This is a genomic window from Streptomyces sp. NPDC058008, from assembly GCF_042886395.1.
Classification (GTDB): Bacteria; Actinomycetota; Actinomycetes; order Streptomycetales; family Streptomycetaceae; genus Streptomyces.
Genome location: NZ_JBHVQX010000003.1, coordinates 175817 through 200052 on the forward strand (window position 1 = coordinate 175817; position 24236 = coordinate 200052).

15 protein-coding genes are annotated in these 24236 nt (G+C 72.0%); 12 read left to right on the plus strand and 3 right to left on the minus strand.

What is annotated here, in order from left to right; all coding sequences use genetic code 11:
- Positions 1 to 177 precede the first annotated feature (177 nt).
- The 4 genes from ACFVS9_RS04355 to ACFVS9_RS04370 all read left to right on the plus strand — a co-directional run bounded on the left by ACFVS9_RS04355 (position 178) and on the right by ACFVS9_RS04370 (position 6015).
- Positions 178 to 2289, plus strand: coding sequence for a phosphocholine-specific phospholipase C (locus tag ACFVS9_RS04355; RefSeq protein ID WP_383115496.1), 2112 nt, complete (start codon positions 178 to 180; stop codon positions 2287 to 2289).
- 213 nt (positions 2290 to 2502) lie between these two features.
- Positions 2503 to 4728: an MMPL family transporter gene (locus ACFVS9_RS04360; protein WP_389929942.1), complete on the plus strand. Its 2226-nt coding sequence runs from the start codon at positions 2503 to 2505 to the stop codon at positions 4726 to 4728.
- 28 nt (positions 4729 to 4756) lie between these two features.
- Positions 4757 to 5311: a GNAT family N-acetyltransferase gene (locus ACFVS9_RS04365; RefSeq protein ID WP_383115494.1), complete on the plus strand. Its 555-nt coding sequence runs from the start codon at positions 4757 to 4759 to the stop codon at positions 5309 to 5311.
- Positions 5312 to 5361: 50 nt separating this feature from the next.
- Complete coding sequence (locus ACFVS9_RS04370) at positions 5362 to 6015, plus strand: hypothetical protein (protein ID WP_389929944.1); 654 nt, start codon at positions 5362 to 5364, stop codon at positions 6013 to 6015.
- 972 nt (positions 6016 to 6987) lie between these two features.
- Here ACFVS9_RS04370 and ACFVS9_RS04375 read toward each other — a convergent pair.
- Both ACFVS9_RS04375 and ACFVS9_RS04380 read right to left on the minus strand, forming a co-directional pair.
- The gene (locus tag ACFVS9_RS04375) at positions 6988 to 8130 is read right to left on the minus strand and encodes a PQQ-dependent sugar dehydrogenase (protein WP_383115499.1); all 1143 of its coding nucleotides are present in this window, start codon (positions 8128 to 8130) and stop codon (positions 6988 to 6990) included.
- A gap of 119 nt (positions 8131 to 8249) precedes the next feature.
- Positions 8250 to 9206 (minus strand): aldo/keto reductase, encoded by a 957-nt coding sequence (locus ACFVS9_RS04380; protein ID WP_383115498.1) that lies wholly within the window; start codon positions 9204 to 9206, stop codon positions 8250 to 8252.
- Positions 9207 to 9337: 131 nt separating this feature from the next.
- Here ACFVS9_RS04380 and ACFVS9_RS04385 point away from each other — a divergent pair, with 131 nt between their 5' ends.
- The 6 genes from ACFVS9_RS04385 to serA all read left to right on the plus strand — a co-directional run bounded on the left by ACFVS9_RS04385 (position 9338) and on the right by serA (position 19006).
- Positions 9338 to 10288: a 2-hydroxyacid dehydrogenase gene (locus tag ACFVS9_RS04385; protein WP_389929946.1), complete on the plus strand. Its 951-nt coding sequence runs from the start codon at positions 9338 to 9340 to the stop codon at positions 10286 to 10288.
- Between the two features lie 264 nt (positions 10289 to 10552).
- Positions 10553 to 13384 (plus strand): putative bifunctional diguanylate cyclase/phosphodiesterase, encoded by a 2832-nt coding sequence (locus tag ACFVS9_RS04390; protein ID WP_383115497.1) that lies wholly within the window; start codon positions 10553 to 10555, stop codon positions 13382 to 13384.
- A 217-nt stretch (positions 13385 to 13601) separates the two neighbouring features.
- On the plus strand, positions 13602 to 15458 hold the full coding sequence (locus ACFVS9_RS04395) for an acetolactate synthase large subunit (protein ID WP_389929948.1): 1857 nt from the start codon (positions 13602 to 13604) through the stop codon (positions 15456 to 15458).
- A 21-nt stretch (positions 15459 to 15479) separates the two neighbouring features.
- Entirely contained in the window at positions 15480 to 16007 is a 528-nt protein-coding gene (ilvN, locus tag ACFVS9_RS04400; protein WP_104789338.1) for an acetolactate synthase small subunit, read from the plus strand.
- Positions 16008 to 16113: 106 nt separating this feature from the next.
- A complete protein-coding gene (ilvC, locus tag ACFVS9_RS04405) occupies positions 16114 to 17115 on the plus strand; it encodes a ketol-acid reductoisomerase (RefSeq protein WP_383115490.1) in 1002 nt (333 codons plus the stop codon).
- A gap of 298 nt (positions 17116 to 17413) precedes the next feature.
- Positions 17414 to 19006, plus strand: a complete 1593-nt coding sequence (gene serA / locus ACFVS9_RS04410; RefSeq protein WP_383115489.1) for a phosphoglycerate dehydrogenase — start codon at positions 17414 to 17416, stop codon at positions 19004 to 19006.
- A gap of 1180 nt (positions 19007 to 20186) precedes the next feature.
- Here the strand turns inward: serA and ACFVS9_RS04415 are convergent.
- Complete coding sequence (locus ACFVS9_RS04415; protein ID WP_383115488.1) at positions 20187 to 21326, minus strand: PucR family transcriptional regulator; 1140 nt, start codon at positions 21324 to 21326, stop codon at positions 20187 to 20189.
- 177 nt (positions 21327 to 21503) lie between these two features.
- Between ACFVS9_RS04415 and ACFVS9_RS04420 the strand changes: the two genes are divergently transcribed.
- Positions 21504 to 22430, plus strand: a complete 927-nt coding sequence (locus ACFVS9_RS04420; RefSeq protein ID WP_389929951.1) for a proline dehydrogenase family protein — start codon at positions 21504 to 21506, stop codon at positions 22428 to 22430.
- A gap of 81 nt (positions 22431 to 22511) precedes the next feature.
- Complete coding sequence (gene pruA, locus ACFVS9_RS04425; protein WP_383115486.1) at positions 22512 to 24143, plus strand: L-glutamate gamma-semialdehyde dehydrogenase; 1632 nt, start codon at positions 22512 to 22514, stop codon at positions 24141 to 24143.
- Positions 24144 to 24236 lie beyond the last annotated feature (93 nt).

The following is a 24236-nucleotide window of genomic DNA, read 5'->3' on the forward strand; positions in this document are numbered from 1 at the left end:
TGCACCGCCCCCTTTCCGCGTTTCCCGCCCGCACTCCCGCCGTCCGCTGCGGCCGTTCCCGCCTCCGGCACCCGGCGTGAGCCGCGCGGACGTTCACCGCCAGTCCGTACGGCGGTCTTCCCGCAGCCACCCGGTGTGACTAGCTTCCCGTCGTACATACGGAATCGGGAGGCTCTTTTGACGACGGACATGTCACGGCGGCGGCTCTTCGCGCTCGGGGGCGGCGCCCTCGGCGCCGCGGCGGCGGGATCGTTCCTGCCCCCGTCGCTCCAGGCGGCGATCGCCGCACAGCCCGCGGCCGGACGGTCCGGTGGCGCGGGGCTGGACGCCATCGAACACGTGGTGATCCTCACGCAGGAGAACCGGTCCTTCGACCACTACTTCGGGACGCTGCGCGGGGTGCGCGGCTTCGGGGACCGCAACGCGGTCGAACTGCCCTCCGGCAGGCCCGTCTTCGAGCAGCCGGGACCCGCGGGCACCACCGTCCTGCCGTTCCCCGTGCGCGGGGCCGCCGAGACGCAGAAGAAGGACCTCCAGTACATCGGCGCCCTCGACCACTCGTGGAGCGGTGGCGCCAGGGCCTGGGCCGACGGCTGGATGGACGGCTGGGTCACCGCGAAGACCGCCGCGACCATGGCGTACTACGACCGCGCCGACCTCCCGCTGCACCACGAGCTGGCCGACACCTTCACCGTCTGCGACGCCTACCACTCCTCGATCCACAGCTCCACCAGCCCGAACCGCAACCACCTGTGGAGCGGCCGGACGGGCGACGAGGCCGACGGCAGGCGGGCCGTGGGCAACGACGCCTACGACGAGGGCACCCATCCGGGATACGACTGGGGCACCTACGCCGAGCGGCTGGAGAAGGCCGGGCGGAGCTGGAAGACGTACACCGAGTGGGAGAACTTCACCGACAACCAGATCGAGTTCTTCGCCACCTTCAAGGCCGTCGCCCGCAAGGCCCTGGCACGCACCGGCGGCCACACCTACATGGAGTCCTTCTACGCCACCGTGCGCGAGGCGGGCACGGCGGGCGAACGGGAGCGGCTGCTGGGGCTGCTCGACGAGGGCGTCGCCGCGCTGACCGGGGCCGAGCGCAGCCTGTTCGAGCGGGGACTGCGGCGGGTGGAGACGGGCACGCTGGCCGACGCGTTCGCCCGGGACGTGGCCGCGGGCACGCTGCCCGAGGTCTCCTACCTGGTCCCGTCGGCGGTGGACTCCGAGCACCCGAGCGTCTCCTCGCCGGTGCACAGCGCGACCATCGTCTACAAGATCCTGGACGCGCTCGGCAGGCACCCCGACGTGTGGCGGCGCACCGTCGTCCTCATCAACTACGACGAGAACGACGGCTTCTTCGACCACGTACCCCCGCCGGTCGCCCCCGCCGAGGTGACCGAGGAGCACTGGGAGGGCAGGCCCACCGGGCTCGGCGTACGCGTGCCCCTGCTGGTCGTGTCCCCGTGGTCGGTCGGCGGATACGTCTGCTCCGAGGTCTTCGACCACACCTCCGTGATCCGCCTCCTGGAGCGCTGGACCGGGGTGCGCGAGCCCAACATCGGCGACTGGCGGCGCCAGGTCGCCGGCGACCTCACCTCGGCGTTCGACTTCGGCCGTCCGCGGCGGCAGCCGGAGACGGAACGCCCGGGCGCGATCCCGCCGTTCGGCGGACGCTGGCAGCCCAGGCCGCCGGCCGTCCAGCGCATGCCCGTCCAGGAGCCCGGCACCCGCCCGGCACGGCCGCTGCCCTACCAGCCGGACGCCCAGGCGAAGCGCGTGGACGGGGAGCTGCGGGTCTCCCTCACCAACACCGGCCGGTCCTCCGCGCACTTCGCCCTCCACCCGTACGCCGGGGAGTTCCCCGCTCCGCAGCACAAGGACGTCAGGCGCGCCGCACGCTGGACGGTGCCGCTGACCGGCGAGGCGTACCGCTTCACGGTCACCGGGCCGAACGGCTTCCGGCGGGAGTTCGAGGGCGCGGCCGACGGCGCCGCCGAAGTCTCCTCCCGCGTCGACGCCCACGAGCGGGACCTGCACCTCACGCTGCGCAACAACGGCCGCCGGACGCTCACCTTCACCGTGCGGCCCCTCGGGTACGTCGACGAGGACGACCTGCGCGACTGGACCCGGACCGTCGCGGTCAAGCCGGGGCGCAGCCGTACGGTCGTGCACTCGGCGGCCGACGCCCACGGCTGGTACGACCTCGTGGTCACGGCGGACGAGGCGGGGTCCTTCCGGCGACGGCTGATGGGCCACATCGAGAACGGCAGGGCCAGCGTCTCCGGCTGAGGTCCGGGGGCCGGGACGGGAGGGGAGACCCGCCCGGCGCCGGGGTGCGGGCGTGCGCCGGGCGGCGGAGGCGGTCGCCGGGCCGTGTGACCATGACCACGAAAGCGACAAAAGGTCAGGAACGGCTGACAGAGTGAGGCTCCCAGGTCATGCGACTTCGCGGGATGTTTCCCTTATGTCCCCCCGCGGTCCACGAACCCCAGGAGCAGTCCGTTGGCCGCCATCGCACGCTGGTGCCTCAGGCACCGCCTCGCCACCGTCCTCATCTGGCTGTTCGCCCTCGGAGGTGTCGCCACGGCGGCGGGGTTCGCGGGTTCCGCGTACTCCAACGACTACGAGGTCCCCGGCACCGAGTCGGGTCTGGCGGCCGGACTCCTCCAGTCGGGGTTCGAGGACCCCGGCGGTGACACCGGCACCGTCGTCTGGCACACCGAGGGCTCCACCGTCCGCGACCCCGGTGTCGAGCGCACGATGACCACGACGCTGCACGCCATCGGCGCCCTGCCCGGTGTCGGAGACGTCACCGGGCCGTACGGAACCGCGTCCGCGGCCCAGGGGCAGATCAGCGCGGACGGGCACACCGCCTACGCGACGGTCACCTTCGACCACCGGGCCGGTGAGATCCCGCCCGGACAGGTACGGGCCGTCGTGGACACCGCACGGGAAGCCGCGGGGGACGGGCTCCAGGTCGAACTCGGCGGTACCGCCGTCGCCACGACCGAGACACCGACGCTCCACCTCAGCGAGGTCGTCGGGGTGGCCGTCGCCGCGGTCGTCCTCTTCCTCGCCTTCGGCTCGCTCGCCGCGAGCCTCCTGCCCATCGCCACCGCCCTCGTCTCCGTCGGCACCGCCTACGCGGGCATCGTGCTGCTCGGCCACGTCATGACCGTCGCCGACTTCGCCCCGATGCTCGGCATGCTCATCGGGCTCGGCGTCGGCATCGACTACGCCCTCTTCATCGTCACCCGGCACCGGCGCGGGCTGCGCCGGGGCCTGTCCGTACCGGAAGCGGCACAGAACGCCGTCGCGACGACGGGGCGCGCCGTGGTCTTCGCCGGGGCCACCGTCTGCGTCGCCCTGCTGGGCATGCTCGTCCTGCGGCTCGGCTTCCTCAACGGTGTCGCGATCGCCGCCTCCCTCACCGTGGTGCTCACCGTCGCCGCCTCCGTGACCCTGCTGCCCGCGCTGCTCTCCCTCATCGGAACGCGGGCCCTGAGCCGGAGGGAACGCGCGCGGCTCGCCGAGCACGGCCCGTGGAGCGAACGGGCCACCGGCTTCGCCGCCCGCTGGTCGGCCTTCGTCGAGCGGCGCCCCCGGCTGCTGGGCGCGGTCGCCGCCCTCGTCATGGCGGTGCTCGCGCTGCCCACCCTCTCCCTCCACCTGGGCACCTCCGACCAGGGCAACAACCCCGCCTCGGCCACCACCCGCCAGGCGTACGACCTGCTGGCCGACGGTTTCGGCCCCGGCGTCAACGGGCCGCTGACGATCGCCGCCCGCCTCGACGGAGCCGACGACCGGCTCGCCCTGGACGGCCTGCCCGCCGTGCTGCGGGACACGGCCGGCGTCGCCTCGGTGAGCCCCGTGACGTACAACGGCAGCGGCGACACCGCGTTCCTGACCGTCGTCCCGGACTCCGCGCCGCAGTCGCAGCGGACCAGCGAACTCGTCGACCGGCTGCGCCACGACGTCCTGCCCGCGGCGGGGGACACCACCTCGCTGCGGACACACGTGGGCGGGGTCACGGCCAGTTACGACGACTTCGCGGAGATCATCATCGGCAAACTGCCGCTCTTCGTCGGTGTGGTCATCGGACTCGGCTGTCTGCTCCTGCTGCTGGCGTTCCGCTCGCTCGCGATCCCCCTCAAGGCCGCCGTGATGAACGTGGCCGCCGTGGCCGCCTCCTTCGGCGTCGTCGTCGCCGTCTTCCAGTGGGGGTGGGGGAGCGAACTGCTCGGGCTCGGCAGCGCGGGCCCCATCGAGCCCTTCCTCCCCGTGATCATGGTCTCGGTCCTCTTCGGACTGTCGATGGACTACCAGGTCTTCCTCGTCGGCCGGATGTACGAGGAATGGCTGGAGACAGGCGACAACTGCCGTTCGGTCCGGGTCGGCCTCGCGGAGACCGGCCGGGTGATCAACTCGGCGGCGGTGATCATGATCTCGGTCTTCCTCGCCTTCGTCCTCAGCGGTGACCGCGTCATCGCGATGTTCGGCATCGCGCTGGCGGCCGCCGTCGCACTCGACGCCTTCGTCCTGCGCACCCTGCTGGTGCCCGCGCTGATGCACCTGCTCGGGGGCGCGAACTGGTGGCTGCCCGCCCGCCTTGACCGGCTGCTTCCGCGCATCAGCATCGAGCCGCCGGACCACCCGGCCCCCCGTGCGAAGATCCCGGGGAAGCGCGCGGGGGAACAGGCCCAGGCCGCCCCCCAGCGCGTCCACTGAACGAGCACGAGAACCGAGGAGATGCACTGTGTTCACGGTGTCACTGGGTGACGACGGGGCGGAGCTGCGCCCGCTGGAGCCCTGGCAGGCGGAGGAGTTCCTGGCCCACATGGACCGGGCGCGCGCCCTGGTCGACCCCTGGATCCCGTTCGCCGCGGCGGCCACGGACCTCACCTCCGCACGGGCCCTGCTCCAGCGCTACGCCGACAAGCAGGCGGCCGACACCGGCCGGATCCACGGCATCTGGCTGGACGGCACACTCGTCGGCGGCGTCCTCTTCCGGATATTCGACGCGGAGAGCGGCACCTGCGAGGTCGGCTGCTGGCTGGAGGGGGCGGCGGAGGGCCGGGGCCTGGTGACCCGCGCGTCACGGAAGCTGATCGACTGGGCCGTCGACGTGAGGGGCATGCACCGGATCGAGTGGATCGCCTCGGCCGCCAACCGGCGCAGTACCGCCGTCGCCGAGCGGCTCGGTATGACCCGTGAGGGCGTGCTGCGCGAGGCCTATCCCTACCGTGGCGAGCGTCACGACAGCGAGATCTGGGCGGTTCTGGCCCCCGAGTGGCGTAAGGGACGGGGCTGAGGAGCCCAGTGTTAAGGAGGTTCTCATACGGGACCCCTAGCGTGCGGCGCATGAACACCTCCCCCTCCACTCCGACCACTGACGACACCGAAGAGAAGAAGGCGGCGGACGGGACGGCCACCGCGCCGGACACGACGAAGCAGGCCGCTCCCACGGAAGACGTGGTCGCGGACGACGTCGCACCGGGTGTGAGCCCGTCCGACGTGACCGCGATGGACGTGGCCGCGACGGACGCGGCCGCGGAGGACGGCCTGGAGACCGATCTGGAGCCCGACCCCTACGCCGACGCCGAAGCCGCCGCGGCGGCCGGGGTCGGGACCGGAGCCGCGGCCGTGGTGGCCGCCGGGCTCGGCATCATCTCGCTCTCGGGCACGTGGACCGGCCGCGTCGTCGCGGAGCGCGAGACCCTGATCGGCCAGATCAAGACCTCCGGCGGCGGCAGCGCCGCCCAGCAGATCTCCGAGATCTACGGTGACGCCTGGCACAGCACCGCCCTCGTCAACGGGCTCTTCGCCCTGCTCGCGCTGATTGTCGGCGTCTTCGTCCTGGTCAGGCCCGCCTTCGGCACCCCCTCCCTCCGTCCGCAGGCCGGCTGGGTCCGCTCCGTCGCCGTCGCGGGCATCACGCTCGGCGTGCTCGGTGTGCTGATCTCCTTGGGCATGTACTTCGATCTCTTCCTCGCCCTGCCCTCCGCCGCAGGCTGACGGCCCCACGACAGCCGGCCCTGGCCTCGGGCCTGAGGCGTCCGGCCTCAGAACTCCGGCGTGAGACGCCCGACCTGAGACCTCGGGCGCGACACCTCGGGTGTGGGACGTCCGGTGTGAGACCTCGAGTGTGAGACCTCAAGGGTGAGACGTCCGGCGTGCGGTGTCCGGGTGCACCCGGCGCGCCGGGAGTCCCCGGCGGACCGCCTGAGACCTCCGGCCGCACCCGCCGGAGGTCTCAGGTGCACCCGCCCGGGTCAGGCCTGGCTCCCCCCGCCCGGGTCAGGCCGCCCCGTACGTCCGAGCCTCCCTCCCACCGGCCGGAGGCCTCCGGCACACCGGCCACAGGCCCCCGTTTGCAGGTCCGCCTACCCGCTGCCCACCCCCGCCTCCTACCTGTTGCCGATCCGCCGCCGGAAGGGCGTCGGTAGGGCGCACCCGTACGAACTGGCGGTGCGCCTCGGCGGAAGCGCGTAGGGGGAGTGAGCGTGGCGGGGGCGAGGAGCCGTGCCCTCGGTGCCCCCACGCTCGCTCCGCACCGACGAGAAGACCGTGCACGTCTGCACGTCTGCACGTCTGCGCACCGCACCGGACCGATCCATGGAGCCGATCCGCACGGCCGGAGAGAGCGCACCGTCCACCGGCAGTGCCCGCCCGGCCCCGATCTCACCCCGGCCCGGGGAGACGTGGGGCAAGTGGTCGGCAACCGGATCGCCCTGGCGTCACCTTGGCCCGCACCGCGCTCACCACGTCCACCGCGCCCCGCGCCCCGTGCCCCTGCCACGGTGCGACGGCTGCTCCGGCACACCGCCTCCGCCTGCACTCGTGGGGGCGGACCGAGCCCGGGGATTCGAAGCGGTGCGACGGGCGGTGGCCCCGACCTCCCCGGCACGTCAGAGTGTGCCGCGCCTCCGCCGCCCCCGACCCATCAGGCCATCCGGACCGGGCAGGCCGCCTGGCCCCGCCCGCCGGTTACCGCACCTTCAGGAGCAGGATCCGGTCGTCGCCCGGCCTCACGGTGCCACGGCCGTCCGTGTTGCTCGTGACCAGCCAGAGCTTGTCGCCGCCCGCCGCGAGCACCGTGCGCAGCCGCCCGTACTTCCCGTCCAGGAACGCCTGGGGAGGTGCCAGCGGTTCCTTGCCGGTCCTGCCCGAGAGGGGGATCCGCCAGAGCCGCTCGCCCCGCAGCGCCGCCATCCAGATCGACCCCTCGGCGTACGCGATGCCGCTCGGTGAAGCCTCGGAGGTCTTCCACTCGGCCACCGGATCGACGAAGCCGGGCTTGCCTCCCTTGCCCTCCACGACGGGCCAGCCGTAGTTCTTGCCCGGCTCGATCAGATTCAGCTCGTCCCAGGTGTTCTGGCCGAACTCGGAGGCCCAGAGCCGCTTCTCGCTGTCCCAGGCCAGCCCCTGCACATTGCGGTGCCCGTACGTGTAGACCGTCGAGTCGGCCTGGGGATTGCCGTGCACCGGCTCGCCGTCCGGCGTCATCCGCAGGATCTTGCCCCCGAGGGAGGACTTGTCCTGGGCGAGCCCCTTGTCCCCCGTCTCGCCCGTGCCCGCGTACAGCATGCGGTCGGGGCCGAACGCGATCCGCCCGCCGTTGTGGATGGTCCCCTTCGGGATGCCCCGCAGGATGGTGTCCGGCGCTCCCAACTGCTCGCCCGGGGGCTTCTTCTCGTCGTACTGCATGCGCGCGATGCGGTTGTCCGACTCGGTGGTGAAGTACGCGTAGATCAGGTGGTCCGCGCCGAACGTCGGGGCGACGGCCAGGCCGAGCAGGCCGCCCTCGCCCGCCGGCGCCACCCCCGGCACCGAGCCCAACAGGGTCTTCCTGCCGCTCTCCCCGTCGATCCGGGTGATCGTCGCGTCGTCGCGCGAGGAGACCAGCAGATCGCCCCCGGGCAGCGCCGCGAGACCCCACGGGGACGCCAGCCCCTCCGTGAGTGTCCTGACCACCTCGACCGAGCCCTTGGCCGGCGGCAGCTCCGCCGACGGGCTCGCCGAGGCCGCGGGGCTCGTCGGGGGAGCGGAGGCGCCCTCACCGACCGCCCCGCCGTCGTCGGACGAACAGGCGGACAGCAGGAGGGAGGCCGAGGCGAGCAGAGCCACCATCCCCTTGCGCAGCACGGGTGTTTGCACAGCACCGATCCTTTCGACGATCGCACCAATACTGTTCTTACACCGCAGGTCCGCGCCGGGTTCCCGATCTCCGCCGATTCCCCGCGACGGAGTCACCCCCATGACCCGCCGGCCCGCGGCAGCCCGGCTATCTCGGCCAGATCCCCCTCCGTGAGCACCAGGTCCGCCGCCTCCGCGTTCTCCACGGCCCACCGCTCCCGCTTCGCGCCAGGAACCGGCACCACATGGCGGCCCTGCCGCAGGACCCACGCCAGCGCCACCTGCGCCGGGGTGGCGCCGTGCCGTTCCGCGATCCTGCGCAGCCCCGCCACCACGGGCTGGTTGGCCGCCATCATCTCCGCCGTGAACCGGGGGTGCCTGGCCCGGAGATCATCCGGCTCGAAGCCCTCGCCGGGCTTGAGCGTGCCCGTGAGGTAGCCGCTGCCCAGCGGCATCGCCGCCAGCACACCCACACCCCGGGCGGCGCACCACGGGAGCAGGTCCTCCAGGGCCTGCGGCGACCACACCGAGAGCTCCGCCTCGACCGCGCTGACCGGAAAGACCTGCTGCACCCGCTCCAACTGCCGGATGGTGCCGTCGTGCACCCGCGCCCCCGGCCCGCGCCCGGCCCGGGCCCCCACCGCGCACAGCCCGAGCGCCCTCACCTTGCCCGCCGCCACCAGGTCGGCCATCGCACCCCAGGTCTCCTCGACCGGCACCTCGGGATCCGCACGGTGCAGCTGGTAGAGGTCGATCACGTCGGTCTGGAGCCTTCGCAGCGAGGCGTCGCAGGCACGGCGCACGTAGCCGGGACGCCCGTTGGCCACGATGTGCTGGTCGCCGACGAGCAGACCGCACTTGGTGGAGAGGAAGGCCTCGGACCGGCGCCCCTTGAGCGCCCGCCCGATGAGCAGCTCGTTGGTGAACGGCCCGTACATGTCGGCGGTGTCGAGCAGCCGGACGCCCGCGTCCAGGGCGGCGTGCACGGTCCGCACCGAGCGGTCACCGCGCTGCTGCGACGTGCTGTACGCCCAGTTCATCGGCATACATCCCAGCCCGACCGCGCCCACGGCGAGCGCCGCCGCACCGATAGTCCTGCGCTCCAACTCCCCGAACCCTCCCTCGGCCCACGTGATCACGGGGCCACCAGCATCCCAAAGTAACCTCTGCCGTTCCGCGCCCTTCGCATAGCCTCCTGACCATGACTTCGATATCTGCCACCGACGTATGGCTGCCCTTCGCCGCCGAGGAGATCCCCGGGCTTCCCGAGGGTCTCGACTACCGGTTCTGGGACGGTGGCCGGGACTACCCGGCGGACCCCGCCGACTGCGCGTTCTACGTCGTCCCGTACATGAAGGGCTCCGAGGTCGCCGTCCGTCCGCTGGAGCGGATGCGCGGGGTCCAGGTCGTCCAGACCCTCTCCGCCGGCATCGACCACGTACAGCCGGGACTCGGGCTGCTGCCCGCCGGGGTGAGGCTGTGCAACGCCAAGGGCGTGCACGAGGCGTCCACGGCCGAGCTCGCGCTCGCGCTGGTCCTGGCCTCGCTCCGCGGGTTCCCCGGCTTCGTGCACGGCCAGGACGAGGAGGAGTGGAAGTCCGGCTTCTACCCGGCGCTCGCCGACAAGTCGGTCCTCGTGGTGGGTTACGGATCGATCGGGGCGGCCATCGAGGACCGGCTCGAACCCTTCGAATGCGCGCGGGTGGTGCGCGTCGCGCGCTCCGCGCGGACGACCGGGCGCGGCCCCGTACACGCGATCGAGGAGCTTCCCGCGCTGCTCCCCGAGGCCGACATCGTCATCCTGTCCACCCCGCTGAACCCTTCCACGCAGGGGCTGGTGGGCCCCGGTTTCCTCGCCGCGATGCGGGACGGCGCGCTCCTCGTGAACGTCGCGCGGGGCGCGGTCGTCGACACGGCGGCCCTGCTCGCCGAACTCGAATCCGGGCGCCTGCGGGCCGCGCTCGACGTGACCGACCCCGAACCCCTGCCCGCGGGCCACCCCCTCTGGCATGCTCCCCACACACTGATCACCCCCCATGTGGGCGGCAGCACCTCCGCGTTCCTGCCCCGAGCCAAGCGGCTGCTGGCCGGACAGCTCACCCGGTTCGCCGCCGGGGAGCCGGTCGCCAACCTCGTCCTCACCACCGGCTGACCACGCTGCGGAGCGGACCGGCGGCGCCCCGTACCCACAACACCCCAGGTGGTCACGGAGAGTAGAGAAGGTATGTCCCTGAGTGACGGCTCTGGTGTATCGTCCACAAGAGGGATGCGCCGTGGAAGGGGCGGCGCCGGGGAGGAAGCGGATCGCGAGGGGGCGACAGGCGATGTTCGGCCAGTGGAGAGACGGACCGCGGCGGGGCGGGCAGGAGAGGTCGGCGGCAGCGAGGGCGCGAGGGCCCGCCCGTGGGGCTCTGCGGTGAGCGCCCTCGGGGCACTTCTCTCCCGGCAGCCGGCGTCGGAGCGGACCGTGGGACTGGGCACCCAGATCGTCCTCGCCGCCGTCTGCGCCGGATACGCGGTGGGGGCCGTGGTCGGCTGGGGATCCCCCTCGGTCGCCCTCTTCATGGGTGACTTCGGCCTCAGTGTCGCCGCCCTGATCGCCGCGGTGTCCTGCTTCCTCTACGCACGCGCCGGCGGCGGCCGGTTCCGGCCCGCCTGGCTCCTGTTCTCGCTCTCCTCGGCCATGGCCGCCGGGGGCAACGCGGTCTGGGGGTGGTACGAGGTGGTGCTGGGGAGCCCGGTGCCCTCCCCCTCCCTCGCGGACCTCTTCTTCCTCTGCTTCGCCCCGCCCGCCATCGTCGGGCTCCTCGTCCTGGCCAAGCGGCCCGTGACCAGGGCCGGCTGGGTCTGCCTGGTGCTGGACTCCTGGCTGATCGGCGGATCGCTGCTGACGATCTCCTGGAGCCTCGCGCTCGCCCATGCCGCCCAGGTCGCGAACGCCGAGGGGGAGAGCGTGGCCAGGGCCGCGCTCTCGCTGGCCTACCCGCTGCTCGACATCGTGCTGGTCTCCATGGTCCTGGCCCTGCACTTCCGGCGGGTCAGCAGGAACCGCTCCGCGGTGAACACCGCCATCGCCGGCCTCGCCATGACCGTGCTGTGCGACGCGCTGTTCACGGCCCCGCTGCTGCGCTCGGCGTACCACTCGGGCCAGTTGCTGGACGCGGGCTGGTTCGCCGGCTCGCTGCTCCTCGCCTACGCGCCCTGGGGCGCCCACCGCGGCCAGGACAACGCTGTCGAGGTCCCCGGCCCCGAGCCACGGGCCGCCAGCCGCCCGATCGCCGGTTCCCTCGCCGCGCTCACGCCCTACCTGGCGGCCGCGGTCTGCACCCTCGGCATCCTGTACAACGTCGTCGAGGGCCGCAGGGTCGACCGGGTGGTGGTCCTCACGGGCTGCACGGTCGTGCTCGCCCTGGTCCTCCGGCAGGCCATCATGCTCCTCGACAACATCGCGCTCACCCAGGAACTGGCCCAGAAGGAGAACCACTTCCGCTCCCTCGTGCAGGGATCGAGCGACGTCATCATGATCGCCGAGCCGAGCGGCGTGCTGCGCTACGTCAGCCCCGCCGCGGCCGGCGTCTACCGGCGGGCCGCCGAGGACCTCGTCGGCGCGGAGCTGTCGACGATCATCCACCCCGACGACCTCGGGGGAGTGGTCCACGAACTGCGCCGCTTCCTCGCCGCGCCGCCCCGCGAGGAACCCACCACCCGGATCGAGTGCCGCTTCGGATCGGGCACCGGCGACTGGCTCCACGTCGAGTCCACCGTCAACCGCCACCAGGGCGGCCTGCTGCTCAACAGCCGCGACGTGACGGAGCGCGTGAGGCTTCAGGCGCAGCTCCAGCACAACGCCGAGCACGACCACCTCACCGACCTCCCCAACCGCGCCCTGTTCACCACCCGGGTCGGCCAGGCGCTGGGAGGCCGGCGGGCCGGGGACCCGGGCACCGCGGTGCTCTTCATCGACCTCGACGGCTTCAAGGCGGTCAACGACTCCATCGGCCACCAGGCGGGCGACGAACTCCTCGTCCAGGCCGCCCGCCGCCTCCAGGAGTCCGTACGCACCTCGGACACCGCGGCGCGCCTCGGGGGCGACGAGTTCGCCGCGCTGATCGTCGGTGACGGGACCCGCGACCAGGCCGCCCGGGAGTACCAGGTCCACGAGATCGCCGACCGGCTGCGCCTCAGGCTGTCCCAGCCCTACCGCATCGGCGCCGCCGACGTCCGGGTGGCCGCTTCGATCGGGGTCGCCTTCGCCGAGCCCTCCATCACGCCCAAGGACCTCATGCGCAACGCCGACCTCGCCATGTACCGGGCGAAGGCGGGCGGCAAGGACCGGGTCGAGCTGTACGCCCCCCAGATGCAGGCGGACGTCGTGCGCCGCTCGGAGCTCGCCGCCCGGCTCCGGACCGCCCTGCGCGACGGCGAGTTCGCCCTGCTGCACCAGCCCGTCGTCCACCTCGCCAGCGGCACGGTCGCGGCCGTCGCCGCCCAGGCCCGCTGGCGCTCCGCCCAGGGCATCCTGTTCACCCCCGCCGAATTCCTGCGCGTCTCCGAGGGCAGCGAACGTGCCGCCGAACTCGGCACCTGGCTGCTGGACAAGGCCGTCGAGCAGGCCGCCGACCGCTCCCGTGCCGGACACCCGGTCTCCGTGTCCGTCCGGGTCTCGGCGGCCCGGCTCCTGGACCGGTCCCTGCCCCCGGGTTCCGTCGAGGCGCTCCTGACCCGGCACGGCCTGCCCTCCGGCGCCCTGATGATCGAAGTGGCCGACAGCGATCCCCGGGTCTCCTTCGACGAGCTGGAGCAGCGGCTGGTCGCGCTGCGCCGGCTCGGTGTCCGGATCGCGCTCGACGGCTTCGGCAGCGGGTACGCCGCGGTCAACGCCCTGCGCCGGCTCCCCATCGACGTACTGAAGCTCGACCGGTGCCTGGTGGAGGGCGTCGTCGAGTCGGCGAGGCTGCACAAGATCACCAGCGGGCTGCTGCGCATCGCCGGGGACCTCGGCATGCAGTCCGTGGCCGACGGGGTGGACGGGCCCGAGCAGGTGCGCGCCCTGCGCGCCATGGGGTGCACCCACGGCCAGGGGATGGCCTTCGCGGGACCGCTGGACGAGTACCGGCTGCGGCGCACCCTGATCCGCGGGAACTACCCCGTCCCGGGCGCCGCCCCGGCCGCTCAGCCGGTGCTCGCGGGTGGCGCGATCCCGCTCCAGACCCGCTCACATGATGAGACTCCCGTCCCACCCACTTGACACCGTGTGCGTGCCGGAGAGAGGGTCAATGCCATGCGCACCCGAATTCTCGTACTTGGAAAGCGCGTCGGCTGAAGCAGGGTCACTCATGGACACCTTGCAGACCGCACCGGCGCGCTCCCCTCGCTTGCCTCACGGCACGAGGGGTTTTTTGTTGCACCGGGACCTCTCAAAACCCCGCAAAAACACCGCATAAACCCTCAGCTTCGAGAAGAGAATGCCGATGATCGAGCAGGCAACCGGGGCCCAGCACCCGCAGCCGCGGGCCCGTAACGGCGGACCGTCCACCGCCTCCGTTGAGCACCTCACGGGCGCGCAGTCCCTCATCCGCTCTCTCGAGGAAGTCGGCGCCGACACCGTATTCGGACTCCCCGGCGGCTGCATCCTTCCCGCGTACGACCCGCTGATGGACTCCACCCGGGTCCGTCACATCCTGGTCCGCCACGAGCAGGGCGCGGGCCACGCGGCGACCGGTTACGCCCAGGCCACCGGCAAGGTCGGTGTCTGCATGGTCACCTCGGGTCCCGGTGCGACGAACCTGGTCACCCCGATCGCCGACGCCGCGATGGACTCGGTGCCGCTGGTCGCGATCACCGGCCAGGTGGCCTCCGCCGCCATCGGTACGGACGCCTTCCAGGAAGCCGACATCTGCGGCATCACCATGCCGGTCACCAAGCACAACTTCCTGGTCACCCGCGCCGAGGACATCGCGCACACGATCGCCGAGGCCTTCCACATCGCGTCCACCGGCCGCCCGGGGCCGGTCCTCGTGGACATCGCCAAGGACGCGCTCCAGGCGAAGACCGCCTTCAGCTGGCCGCCGACGATGGACCTGCCCGGCTACCGCCCGGTCACCAAGCCGCACGCCAAGCAGATCCGCGAGGCCGCCAAGCTCATCACCCAGGCCAAGCGCCCGGTGCTGTACGTCGGTGGCGGCGTCATGAAGGCCGGCGCCACCGCCGAGCTGAAGGTCCTGGCCGAGCTCACCAAAGCGCCCGTCACCACCACCCTGATGGCGCTCGGCTCCTTCCCCGACAGCCACCCGCTGCACGTGGGAATGCCCGGCATGCACGGTTCGGTCACCGCCGTCACCGCGTTGCAGAAGGCCGACCTGATCGTCGCGCTCGGCGCCAGGTTCGACGACCGCGTCACCGGCAAGCTGGACAGCTTCGCCCCGTACGCCAAGATCGTCCACGCCGACATCGACCCCGCCGAGATCGGCAAGAACCGTGCCGCGGACGTCCCGATCGTCGGCGACGCCCGCGAGGTCATCGCCGACCTGGTCCAGGCGGTCCAGGCCGAGCACAACGACGGCCACACCGGCGACTACGGCGCCTGGTGGAAGGACCTCGACCGCTGGCGCGAGACCTACCCGGTCGGCTACGACCTGCCGGAGGACGGCAGCCTCTCGCCGCAGCAGGTCATCGAACGCATCGGTGAACTCGCCCCCGAAGGAACGATCTTCGCCGCGGGCGTCGGCCAGCACCAGATGTGGGCCTCGCACTTCATCCGGTACGAGCAGCCCTCCACCTGGCTCAACTCCGGCGGCGCCGGGACCATGGGGTACGCGGTCCCGGCCGCGATGGGCGCCAAGGCGGGCATGCCCGAGCGGGCCGTGTGGGCGATCGACGGCGACGGCTGCTTCCAGATGACCAACCAGGAACTCACCACCTGCGCGCTCAACAACATCCCGATCAAGGTCGCGATCATCAACAACGGCGCGCTCGGGATGGTGCGTCAGTGGCAGACCCTGTTCTACAACCAGCGGTACTCCAACACCGTGCTGCACTCCGGCGCGGACGCCGACGGCGTTCCCGCCAAGGGCACGCGGGTGCCGGACTTCGTCAAGCTGTCCGAGGCCATGGGCTGCCACGCGATCCGCTGCGAGGACCCGGCCGACCTGGACAAGGTCATCGCCGAGGCCAACGCGATCAACGACCGCCCGGTCGTCATCGACTTCATCGTCCACGAGGACGCCATGGTGTGGCCGATGGTCGCCGCCGGCACCTCCAACGACGAGGTCATGGCCGCACGTGGTGTCCGCCCCGACTTCGGCGACAACGAAGACGACTGAGAGACAGAGAGAGACCGACTCATGTCCACCAAGCACACGCTCTCCGTCCTGGTCGAGAACAAGCCCGGTGTCCTCGCCCGGATCACCGCCCTGTTCTCCCGGCGCGGCTTCAACATCGACTCGCTCGCGGTCGGTACCACCGAACATCCCGACATCTCACGCATCACCATTGTCGTGAATGTCGAGGGCCTGCCCCTGGAGCAGGTGACCAAGCAGCTCAACAAGCTGGTCAACGTCCTGAAGATCGTCGAACTCGAGCCCTCCGCAGCGATCCAGCGGGAGCTCGTCCTGGTGAAGGTCCGCGCAGACAACGAGACCCGCTCCCAGATCGTCGAGATCGTCCAGCTGTTCCGCGCCAAGACCGTGGACGTCTCCCCCGAGGCCGTCACGATCGAGGCGACCGGGGGTGCCGACAAGCTGGAGGCCATGCTCAAGATGCTCGAACAGTTCGGCATCAAGGAGCTTGTCCAGTCCGGCACCATCGCCATAGGGCGCGGCGCGCGCTCGATCACCGACCGTTCCCTGCGCGCGCTCGACCGCACGGCGTAGACCATTACCGGCCGACCCACCGGCCCGTATGGCGAGACCCGGCACCGCATCCACGCACCCCGCCGTACGGTGGGACGCAACACCTGCACACCAAGGAGAAGACCCAGTGGCCGAGCTGTTCTACGACGACGATGCCGACCTGTCCATCATCCAGGGCCGCAAGGTCGCGGTTCTTGGCTACGGCAGCCAGGGCCACGCGCACGCGCTGTCGCTGCGTGACTCGGGTGTCGACGTCCGTGTCGGTCTCCACGAGGGCTCGAAGTCCAAGGCCAAGGCCGAGGAGCAGGGCCTGCGCGTGGTCACGCCGTCCGAGGCCGCGGCCGAGGCCGACGTCATCATGATCCTCGTCCCGGACCCGATCCAGGCCCAGGTCTACGAGGAGTCCGTCAAGGACAACCTCAAGGACGGCGACGCGCTGTTCTTCGGCCACGGCCTGAACATCCGCTTCGACTTCATCAAGCCGCCGGCCAACGTCGACGTCTGCATGGTCGCTCCGAAGGGCCCGGGCCACCTGGTCCGCCGTCAGTACGAGGAGGGCCGCGGCGTCCCGTGCATCGTGGCCGTCGAGCAGGACGCCACCGGCAAGGGCCTGGAGCTCGCGCTCAGCTACGCGAAGGGCATCGGCGGCACCCGCGCCGGCGTCATCAAGACGACCTTCACCGAGGAGACCGAGACCGACCTGTTCGGTGAGCAGGCCGTCCTCTGCGGTGGCACCGCCGCCCTCGTGAAGGCCGGTTTCGAGACCCTGACCGAGGCCGGCTACCAGCCGGAGATCGCGTACTTCGAGTGCCTCCACGAGCTGAAGCTCATCGTGGACCTCATGTACGAGGGCGGCCTGGAGAAGATGCGCTGGTCCATCTCGGAGACCGCCGAGTGGGGCGACTACGTCACGGGCCCGCGCATCATCACGGACGACACCAAGGCCGAGATGAAGAAGGTCCTCGCCGAGATCCAGGACGGCACCTTCGCCAAGAACTGGATGGCCGAGTACCACAACGGCCTGCCCAAGTACAACGAGTACAAGAAGGCCGACAGCGAGTCCCTGCTGGAGACCACCGGCAAGGAGCTGCGCAAGCTCATGAGCTGGGTCGACAACGAGGACGCCTGAGTTCCCGCCGGGGACGGGTCCGCACGGTCCCGTCCCCGGCACCCGGCCGGTCCACCTCCGTGTCACTGCGGGGGAGGGACAGGTGGCAGGACGGAGGTGGCGGACGCCTGTACAGACCGTCCACCCCGTGAGGGTGATCCTTCCACCAGGGCGCCAGCGGGCGCCCGGCCGCATGGCTACACTGCTCAACACATACACGCGTCAGGGCCCACAGTGTCGTGCGTCTTCCACGCGGCTAGCCCCTCCACCGCCTGCGGCCGTCGGGACGGCCGTCCGCACTGGACTTGTGAGGACACACGTGAGCCCGAAACCTGTCGTACTCATCGCCGAAGAGCTGTCGCCCGCCACGGTTGACGCCCTGGGTCCGGACTTCGAGATCCGGCACTGCAACGGCGCGGACCGCGCCGAACTCCTCCCCGCGATCGCCGGCGTCGACGCCATCCTGGTGCGCTCCGCCACCAAGGTCGACGCGGAGGCCATCGCCGCCGCGAAGCAGCTCAAGGTCGTCGCCCGCGCCGGGGTCGGCCTGGACAACGTCGACGTCTCCGCCGCCACCAAGGCCGGCGTGATGGTCGTCAACGCACCGACGTCCAACATCGTCACCGCCGCCGAGCTGGCCTGCGGTCTGCTCGTCGCCACCGCGCGCAACATCCCGCAGGCCAACACCGCGCTGAAGAACGGCGAGTGGAAGCGCTCCAAGTACACGGGCGTCGAGCTCAGCGAGAAGACCCTCGGTGTCGTCGGCCTCGGCCGCATCGGCGTGCTGGTCGCGCAGCGCATGTCGGCCTTCGGCATGAAGATCGTCGCGTACGACCCCTACGTGCAGCCCGCGCGTGCCGCGCAGATGGGCGTCAAGCTCCTCACGCTGGACGAACTCCTCGAGGTCTCCGACTTCATCACGGTGCACCTGCCCAAGACCCCCGAGACGCTCGGCCTGATCGGCGACGAGGCGCTGCACAAGGTGAAGCCCTCGGTGCGCATCGTCAACGCCGCACGCGGCGGCATCGTCGACGAGGAGGCGCTCGCCTCCGCCCTCAAGGAGGGCCGGGTCGCCGGCGCCGGCCTGGACGTGTACACCAAGGAGCCCTGCACGGACTCCCCGCTCTTCCAGTTCGACCAGGTCGTCTGCACCCCGCACCTCGGCGCCTCCACGGACGAGGCCCAGGAGAAGGCGGGCATCGCGGTCGCCAAGTCCGTGCGCCTGGCCCTCGCCGGTGAGCTCGTGCCGGACGCGGTCAACGTCCAGGGCGGCGTCATCGCCGAGGACGTGCGCCCCGGACTGCCGCTCGCCGAGAAGCTCGGCCGGATCTTCACCGCGCTCGCGGGCGAGGTCGCGGCCCGTCTCGACGTCGAGGTCTACGGCGAGATCACGCAGCACGACGTGAAGGTGCTCGAACTCTCCGCGCTCAAGGGTGTCTTCGAGGACGTCGTCGACGAGACGGTGTCCTACGTCAACGCCCCGCTCTTCGCGCAGGAGCGCGGTGTCGAGGTCCGCCTCACCACCAGCTCCGAGTCGCCCGACCACCGCAACGTGGTGACCGTCCGCGGCACGCTGTCCAGCGGCGAGGAGGTCGCGGTCTCCGGCACGCTGGCCGGCCCCAAGAACCTCCAGAAGATCGTCGCGATCGGCGAGCACGACGTCGACCTCGCGCTCGCCGACCACATGGTCGTCCTGCGGTACGAGGACCGTCCCGGTGTCGTCGGCGCCGTCGGCAAGATCCTCGGCGAGGCCGGTCTGAACATCGCCGGCATGCAGGTCTCGCGGCAGGACGCGGGCGGCGAGGCGCTGGTGGTCCTCACCGTCGATGACACCATCCCGCAGTCGGTCCTCACCGAGATCTCCGAAGAGATCGGTGCGGCCTCGGCCCGCTCGGTGAACCTCACCGACTGAGCCCCGCTCCCGGCCTCCGCGTTACCACGGCCGCGTCCGGCGCACGGATCACGATCCGTCCGCCGGACGCGGCCGTCCGCGTGCACGGGGTGGTCCGCAAGGGGGGACCGGTCCGTCCACCCGCCCGGTGGGGCATGACGGGGAACGGATCCGGCCCTTCACGGAGATCGGTACGGGGAACCGGGCGGCGACCACGCGTCCCGGCAGTACGAGGGCCTCGGGACGGCGCCGGTGTGCGGGCGTCCGGGCGTCCGGGCGAGGAGCCTGCCGGGCAGGACCAGCGCGCCGGGAGCGGCAGGCCGTCGGCCAGAGGAAACGGCCCGCCGGCGAAAGCGTTCTCCGGCGACGACACGGCGGCGGCCGCTGCGACAGCCGCGACGGTGCCGGTCAACGGGGCCGCCCACCGCAGTGGTTCGGGCCGCCTTGATTGCGGCGAGGGGGAGGGGCGTCCTGACGCCGTGGCCCATCGGCCACGTCCTCCGGGTGCGACGCGCTGACGCTGCCGGACGATGCGCTCAGGCCTGGCGGGCGGGTCGGCCGGCGGCTCTGGACCGGCTCCCCACCGGGGTGGTTCGGGCCGCTGGAGTGCGGTGAGGGGGAGGGGTGTCCTGACGCCGTGGCCCACGGGCGCTGTCCTCCGGGTGCGACGTGCTGATGCTCCCGGACGACGCGCTCGGGCCCGGCGGGCGGGTCGGTCGGCGACTCCGGACCGGCTCCCCACCGGGGTGGTTCGGGCCGCCTGGAGTGCGGTGAGGGGGAGGGGCGTCCTGACGCCGTGGCCCATCGGCCACGTCCTCCGGGTGCGACGCGCTGTCGCTGCCGGACGATGCGCTCGGGCCCGGCGGGCGGGTCGGCCGGCGGCTCTGGACCGGCCGCCCCGGACTGGCCGCGCCGGCCCCCACCCCGGGGTGGTTCGGGCCGCCTTGATTGCGGCGAGGGGGAGGGGCGTCCCGACGCCGTGGCCCACGGGCCCCGTCCACCGTGTGCGACGAGCTGACGCTGCCGGACGATGCGCTCGGGCCCGGCGGGCGGGTCGGCCGACCGCCCCGGACCGGCCGCCCCGGCCGCCCCGACCGCCCCGGGCCGGCCGCCAAGTCCGCCACGGACCGGCTCCGCGCCGCTTCGCGGGCCTACCGGTGCACTCGGCCGGCGGCCGTGCCGTCCTCGTCCGGGGCGCCGCTCACAGCCGTGCGGTCTTCAGCGCCATGTGCAGCAGCAGCCGGTCCTCACCGTCGTTCAGATCGAGGCCGGTGAGCTGCTGGACCCGGGCCAGGCGGTAGTAGAGCGTCTGGCGGTGGATGCCCAGTTCGGTGGCGGTGCGGCTCGCCTGGCCCGCACGGTCCAGGAACACCTCGGCGGTGCGGGCCAGTTCGGCGTGCGGCGGGGAGAGCAGGGCGCGGACGGTGGGGTCCGGCGCGGTGCCCGGGGTGCGGGGGAGCGCGGCGAGCAGGCGGTACGGGCCGATGGCCGACCAGTCGGCGACCGGCCCGAAGCGGGATTCCGCCGAGGCCGCGCGGGCCGCGGACAGGGCCTCGTGCCAGGAGTCGGCCAGTTCCGCCAGGCCCCGGCGGGGTGCGGCGAGGCCGCCGGTCGCGGCGGGCCCGGCGGTGTCGCGCAGCCGTCGCGCCGCCGTCGTCGCCGGGTCGAGCGCCTCGGGGGAGCGCAGCCGGACCAGCGCCGCCAGCGCCTGGCCATCGGCCCCGGGCACCGCGGCGAGGGCCGCGGCCGACGGCACCGTGCGCACGGAAGGGGCCTCGCCCGGCCAGGGGGTCACGCACACCAGCGTGTGCAGACCGTCCGCGTCGGCGCCCAGGGCCTCGCGCAGCGCGGCCACCGCCATCTCCCGCTGCCATCCGTGCCCGGCCACGAGCACGGCGCCGAATTCCCGGGACAGGTCCGTGCCCGCCCGCTCCTCGTCGGCCAGCAGGGCACCGATCCGGGCCGCGACGTCCATCGCCGCCGCCAGCTGCTCGTCGGCCGGCCCGGGATCCGCGTCCAGCAGCCACACGTAGCCCAGGACGACACCCCGATGGCGTACCGGCAGGCAGACGCGGTCCCGGAACACCCCGGCCTCCGGGGCCGCCGGGATGCGGACCGGGCCCGTCGCACGGGTGATGCCGAAGCCCTCGAACCAGGCGCGGACCGCGGGGGTGGAGCGGCGGGTGAGGATCGAGCGGGTGCGGACGGGGTCCATGGCCGTGTCGTCGTCGCTGTCGTGGGCCCCGAAGGCGACCAGCCCGAAATCGCGGTTCTCCAAGGTCGCGGGGGCGCCGAGCAGCGCGGAGATCTCGTCGACCAGCTCCTGGTAATCGCCCTTCACCCGGCCATTCTCGCATCCCTTCAGACATATGTCTGAGATCCAGTACACGGATGCGTGACAGCTGTCGATGGCACGCGGTTGCGGGGGTACCTAGATTTCGCAGTGGTTCTCCGTGCCGTCCCGGTCTGTTCACATCCGTACCGGTCCGGCCTCGTTCGTACTCCGTGGAGGTGCCCCGTGCTGGGTCCCGTGATTCTCGCCGCGTCACGCAGCGACAAGATGCGTCGTTTCATCTCGGCCGCGCCGGGCACCAAGCAGGTCGTCGACCGGTTCATCGCCGGTGAGAGCGTCGACGACGTGGTCCCCGTCATCGAGGACGCGGCCGCCAAGGGCCTCGAGGTCACCCTGGACGTCGTCGGTGAGGACATCACCACCCCGGAGCAGGCCGCCGCCGCGCGTGACGCCTACCTGGAGCTGGTCGGCCGCCTGGAGGAGCTCGGACTCGGTGTCCGGGCGGAGATGTCCGTCAAGCTGTCGATGTTCGGCCAGGCCCTGGAGAACGGCCACGAGCTGGCCCTCGCCAACGTCCGCCCCGTTGTCGAGGCCGCCGCCGCGATCGGCACCACCGTCACGCTGGACGCCGAGGACCACACCACCCTCGACTCGATGTTCGCCATCCACGAGGAGCTGCGGAAGGACTTCCCGCAGACCGGCTGCGTGATCCAGTCCTACCTGTTCCGCACCGAGGCCGACGCCCGCCGCCTCGCCGCCTCGGGCAGCCGGGTCCGCCTGGTGAAGGGCGCGTACAAGGAGCCCGCCTCCGTCGCGTACCAGAACAAGCCGGAGATCGACAAGGCGTACGTCCGCGTCCTGAGGACGCTGATGCGGGGCGAGGGCTACCCGATGATCGGCTCCCACGATCCCCGTCTCATAGCGATCGGCCAGGAGCTCGGACGCCAGGCAGGGCGCAAACTGGACGAGTACGAGTTCCAGATGCTGTACGGCATCCGCAGCGAGGAACACGTCCGGCTCGCCGCCGAGGGCCACCGGATGCGCGTCTACACGGCGTACGGCACCGACTGGTACGGCTACTTCATGCGCCGCCTCGCGGAGAAGCCGGCCAACCTGCTGTTCTTCGGCCGCTCCGTTCTCACCAAGGGCTGAACCGCAGGGTTCGTCCGCATGACGCACCAGGGCCGACCCGCCCGGCCGACCACCCACCCCGACCAAGGAGACAAGGCACTCATGGACGCCGTCACCCAGGTTCCCGCGCCGGTCAACGAGCCGGTCCACTCCTACGCCCCCGGCACCCCCGAGCGGGCCCGCCTGGAGGCGAAGCTCAAGGAGCTCGCCGAGAACCCCGTCGACCTGCCGATGACCATCGGCGGCGAGAAGCGCATGGGCGGCGGCGAGCGCGTCGACGTCGTGCAGCCCCACAACCACCGGGCCGTCATCGGCACCTTCGCCGGTGCCACCGAGCAGGACGCCCAGGACGCCGTGGACGCGGCGCTCGCCGCCGCTCCGGCCTGGCGCGCGATGTCCTTCGACGACCGCGCGGCCATCATCCTGCGCGCCGCCGAGCTGCTGTCGGGCCCCTGGCGCGAGACGCTGGCCGCCTCCACGATGCTCGGCCAGGGCAAGACCGCCCAGCAGGCCGAGATCGACTGCCCCTGCGAGCTCGTCGACTTCTGGCGCTTCAACGTGCACTACGCGCGCCAGATCCTCGCCGAGCAGCCCCCGGCGAACTCCCCGGGCGTGTGGAACCGCATGGACCACCGCCCGCTGGAGGGCTTCGTCTACGCGATCACGCCGTTCAACTTCTCGGCCATCGCCGCCAACCTGCCCACCGCGCCCGCCCTCATGGGCAACGTCGTCGTGTGGAAGCCGTCCCCCACCCAGACCCACGCCGCCGTGCTGCTGATGCGGCTCCTGGAGGAGGCCGGGCTGCCCAAGGGCGTCATCAACCTGGTCACCGGCGACGGCATCGCGGTCTCCGAGGTCGCGCTGAACCACCGCGACCTGGCCGGTGTCCACTTCACCGGCTCGACCCCCACCTTCCAGCACCTGTGGAAGACGGTCGGCAACAACATCGCCAACTACCGCACCTACCCGCGGCTCGTCGGCGAGACCGGCGGCAAGGACTTCGTCGTCGCGCACCCCAGCGCCGACCGCGCCGTCCTGAAGACCGCGCTGACCCGCGGCTCCTTCGAGTACCAGGGCCAGAAGTGCTCGGCGTCCTCCCGCGCGTACGTACCCGCCTCGATCTGGAACTCCGGCTTCAAGGAGGAGTTCGCGGCCGAGGTCGACGGCATCACCATGGGTGACGTCACCGACCTGTCGCACTTCATGGGCGCCGTCATCGACGCGCGTTCCTTCGCGAAGAACAAGGCCGCGATCGACCGCGCCGCGGCCGACCCGACGTGCACGATCGTCGCCGGCGGCACCTACGACGACTCCGTCGGCTACTTCGTCCGCCCGACCGTCATCGTGTGCGACGACCCGGCCAACGAGGTCTTCACCACCGAGTACTTCGGCCCGATCCTCGCCGTCCACGTCTACGAGGACGAGAAGTACGACGCCATGCTGGAGCAGATGGAGTCGGTGTCCGACTACGCGCTGACCGGCGCGGTCATCTCCAACGACCGCGCGGCCGCCGCGTACACGATGGACAAGCTCCGCTACGCCGCGGGCAACTTCTACATCAACGACAAGTCGACCGGCGCCGTCGTCGGCCAGCAGCCCTTCGGCGGCGGCCGGGGCTCCGGCACCAACGACAAGGCCGGCGCCCCGCAGAACCTGCAGCGCTGGACGCTGACCCGCGCCATCAAGGAGACGCTGGTCCCGCCGACCGAGTACACCTACCCCCACCAGGGCTGACGCCCTCCGGGGCGCCCGGACCGGGCGCCCCGCCCCCTGCCCCGCCTCCCGACCGGCTCCCCCCGCCGGCCGGGAGGCGGTTTCCATCTCCCG

What these genes read in the sequence shown, in the direction of transcription:
- ACFVS9_RS04370 (WP_389929944.1), top strand. Translation starts at nt 5,362, where the DNA reads ATGAACACCTCCCCCTCCACTCCGACCACTGACGACACCGAAGAGAAG.
- ACFVS9_RS04375 (WP_383115499.1), bottom strand. Translation starts at nt 8,130, where the DNA reads ATGGTGGCTCTGCTCGCCTCGGCCTCCCTCCTGCTGTCCGCCTGTTCG.
- ACFVS9_RS04385 (WP_389929946.1), top strand. Translation starts at nt 9,338, where the DNA reads ATGACTTCGATATCTGCCACCGACGTATGGCTGCCCTTCGCCGCCGAG.
- ACFVS9_RS04395 (WP_389929948.1), top strand. Translation starts at nt 13,602, where the DNA reads ATGCCGATGATCGAGCAGGCAACCGGGGCCCAGCACCCGCAGCCGCGG.
- ilvN (WP_104789338.1), top strand. Translation starts at nt 15,480, where the DNA reads ATGTCCACCAAGCACACGCTCTCCGTCCTGGTCGAGAACAAGCCCGGT.
- pruA (WP_383115486.1), top strand. Translation starts at nt 22,512, where the DNA reads ATGGACGCCGTCACCCAGGTTCCCGCGCCGGTCAACGAGCCGGTCCAC.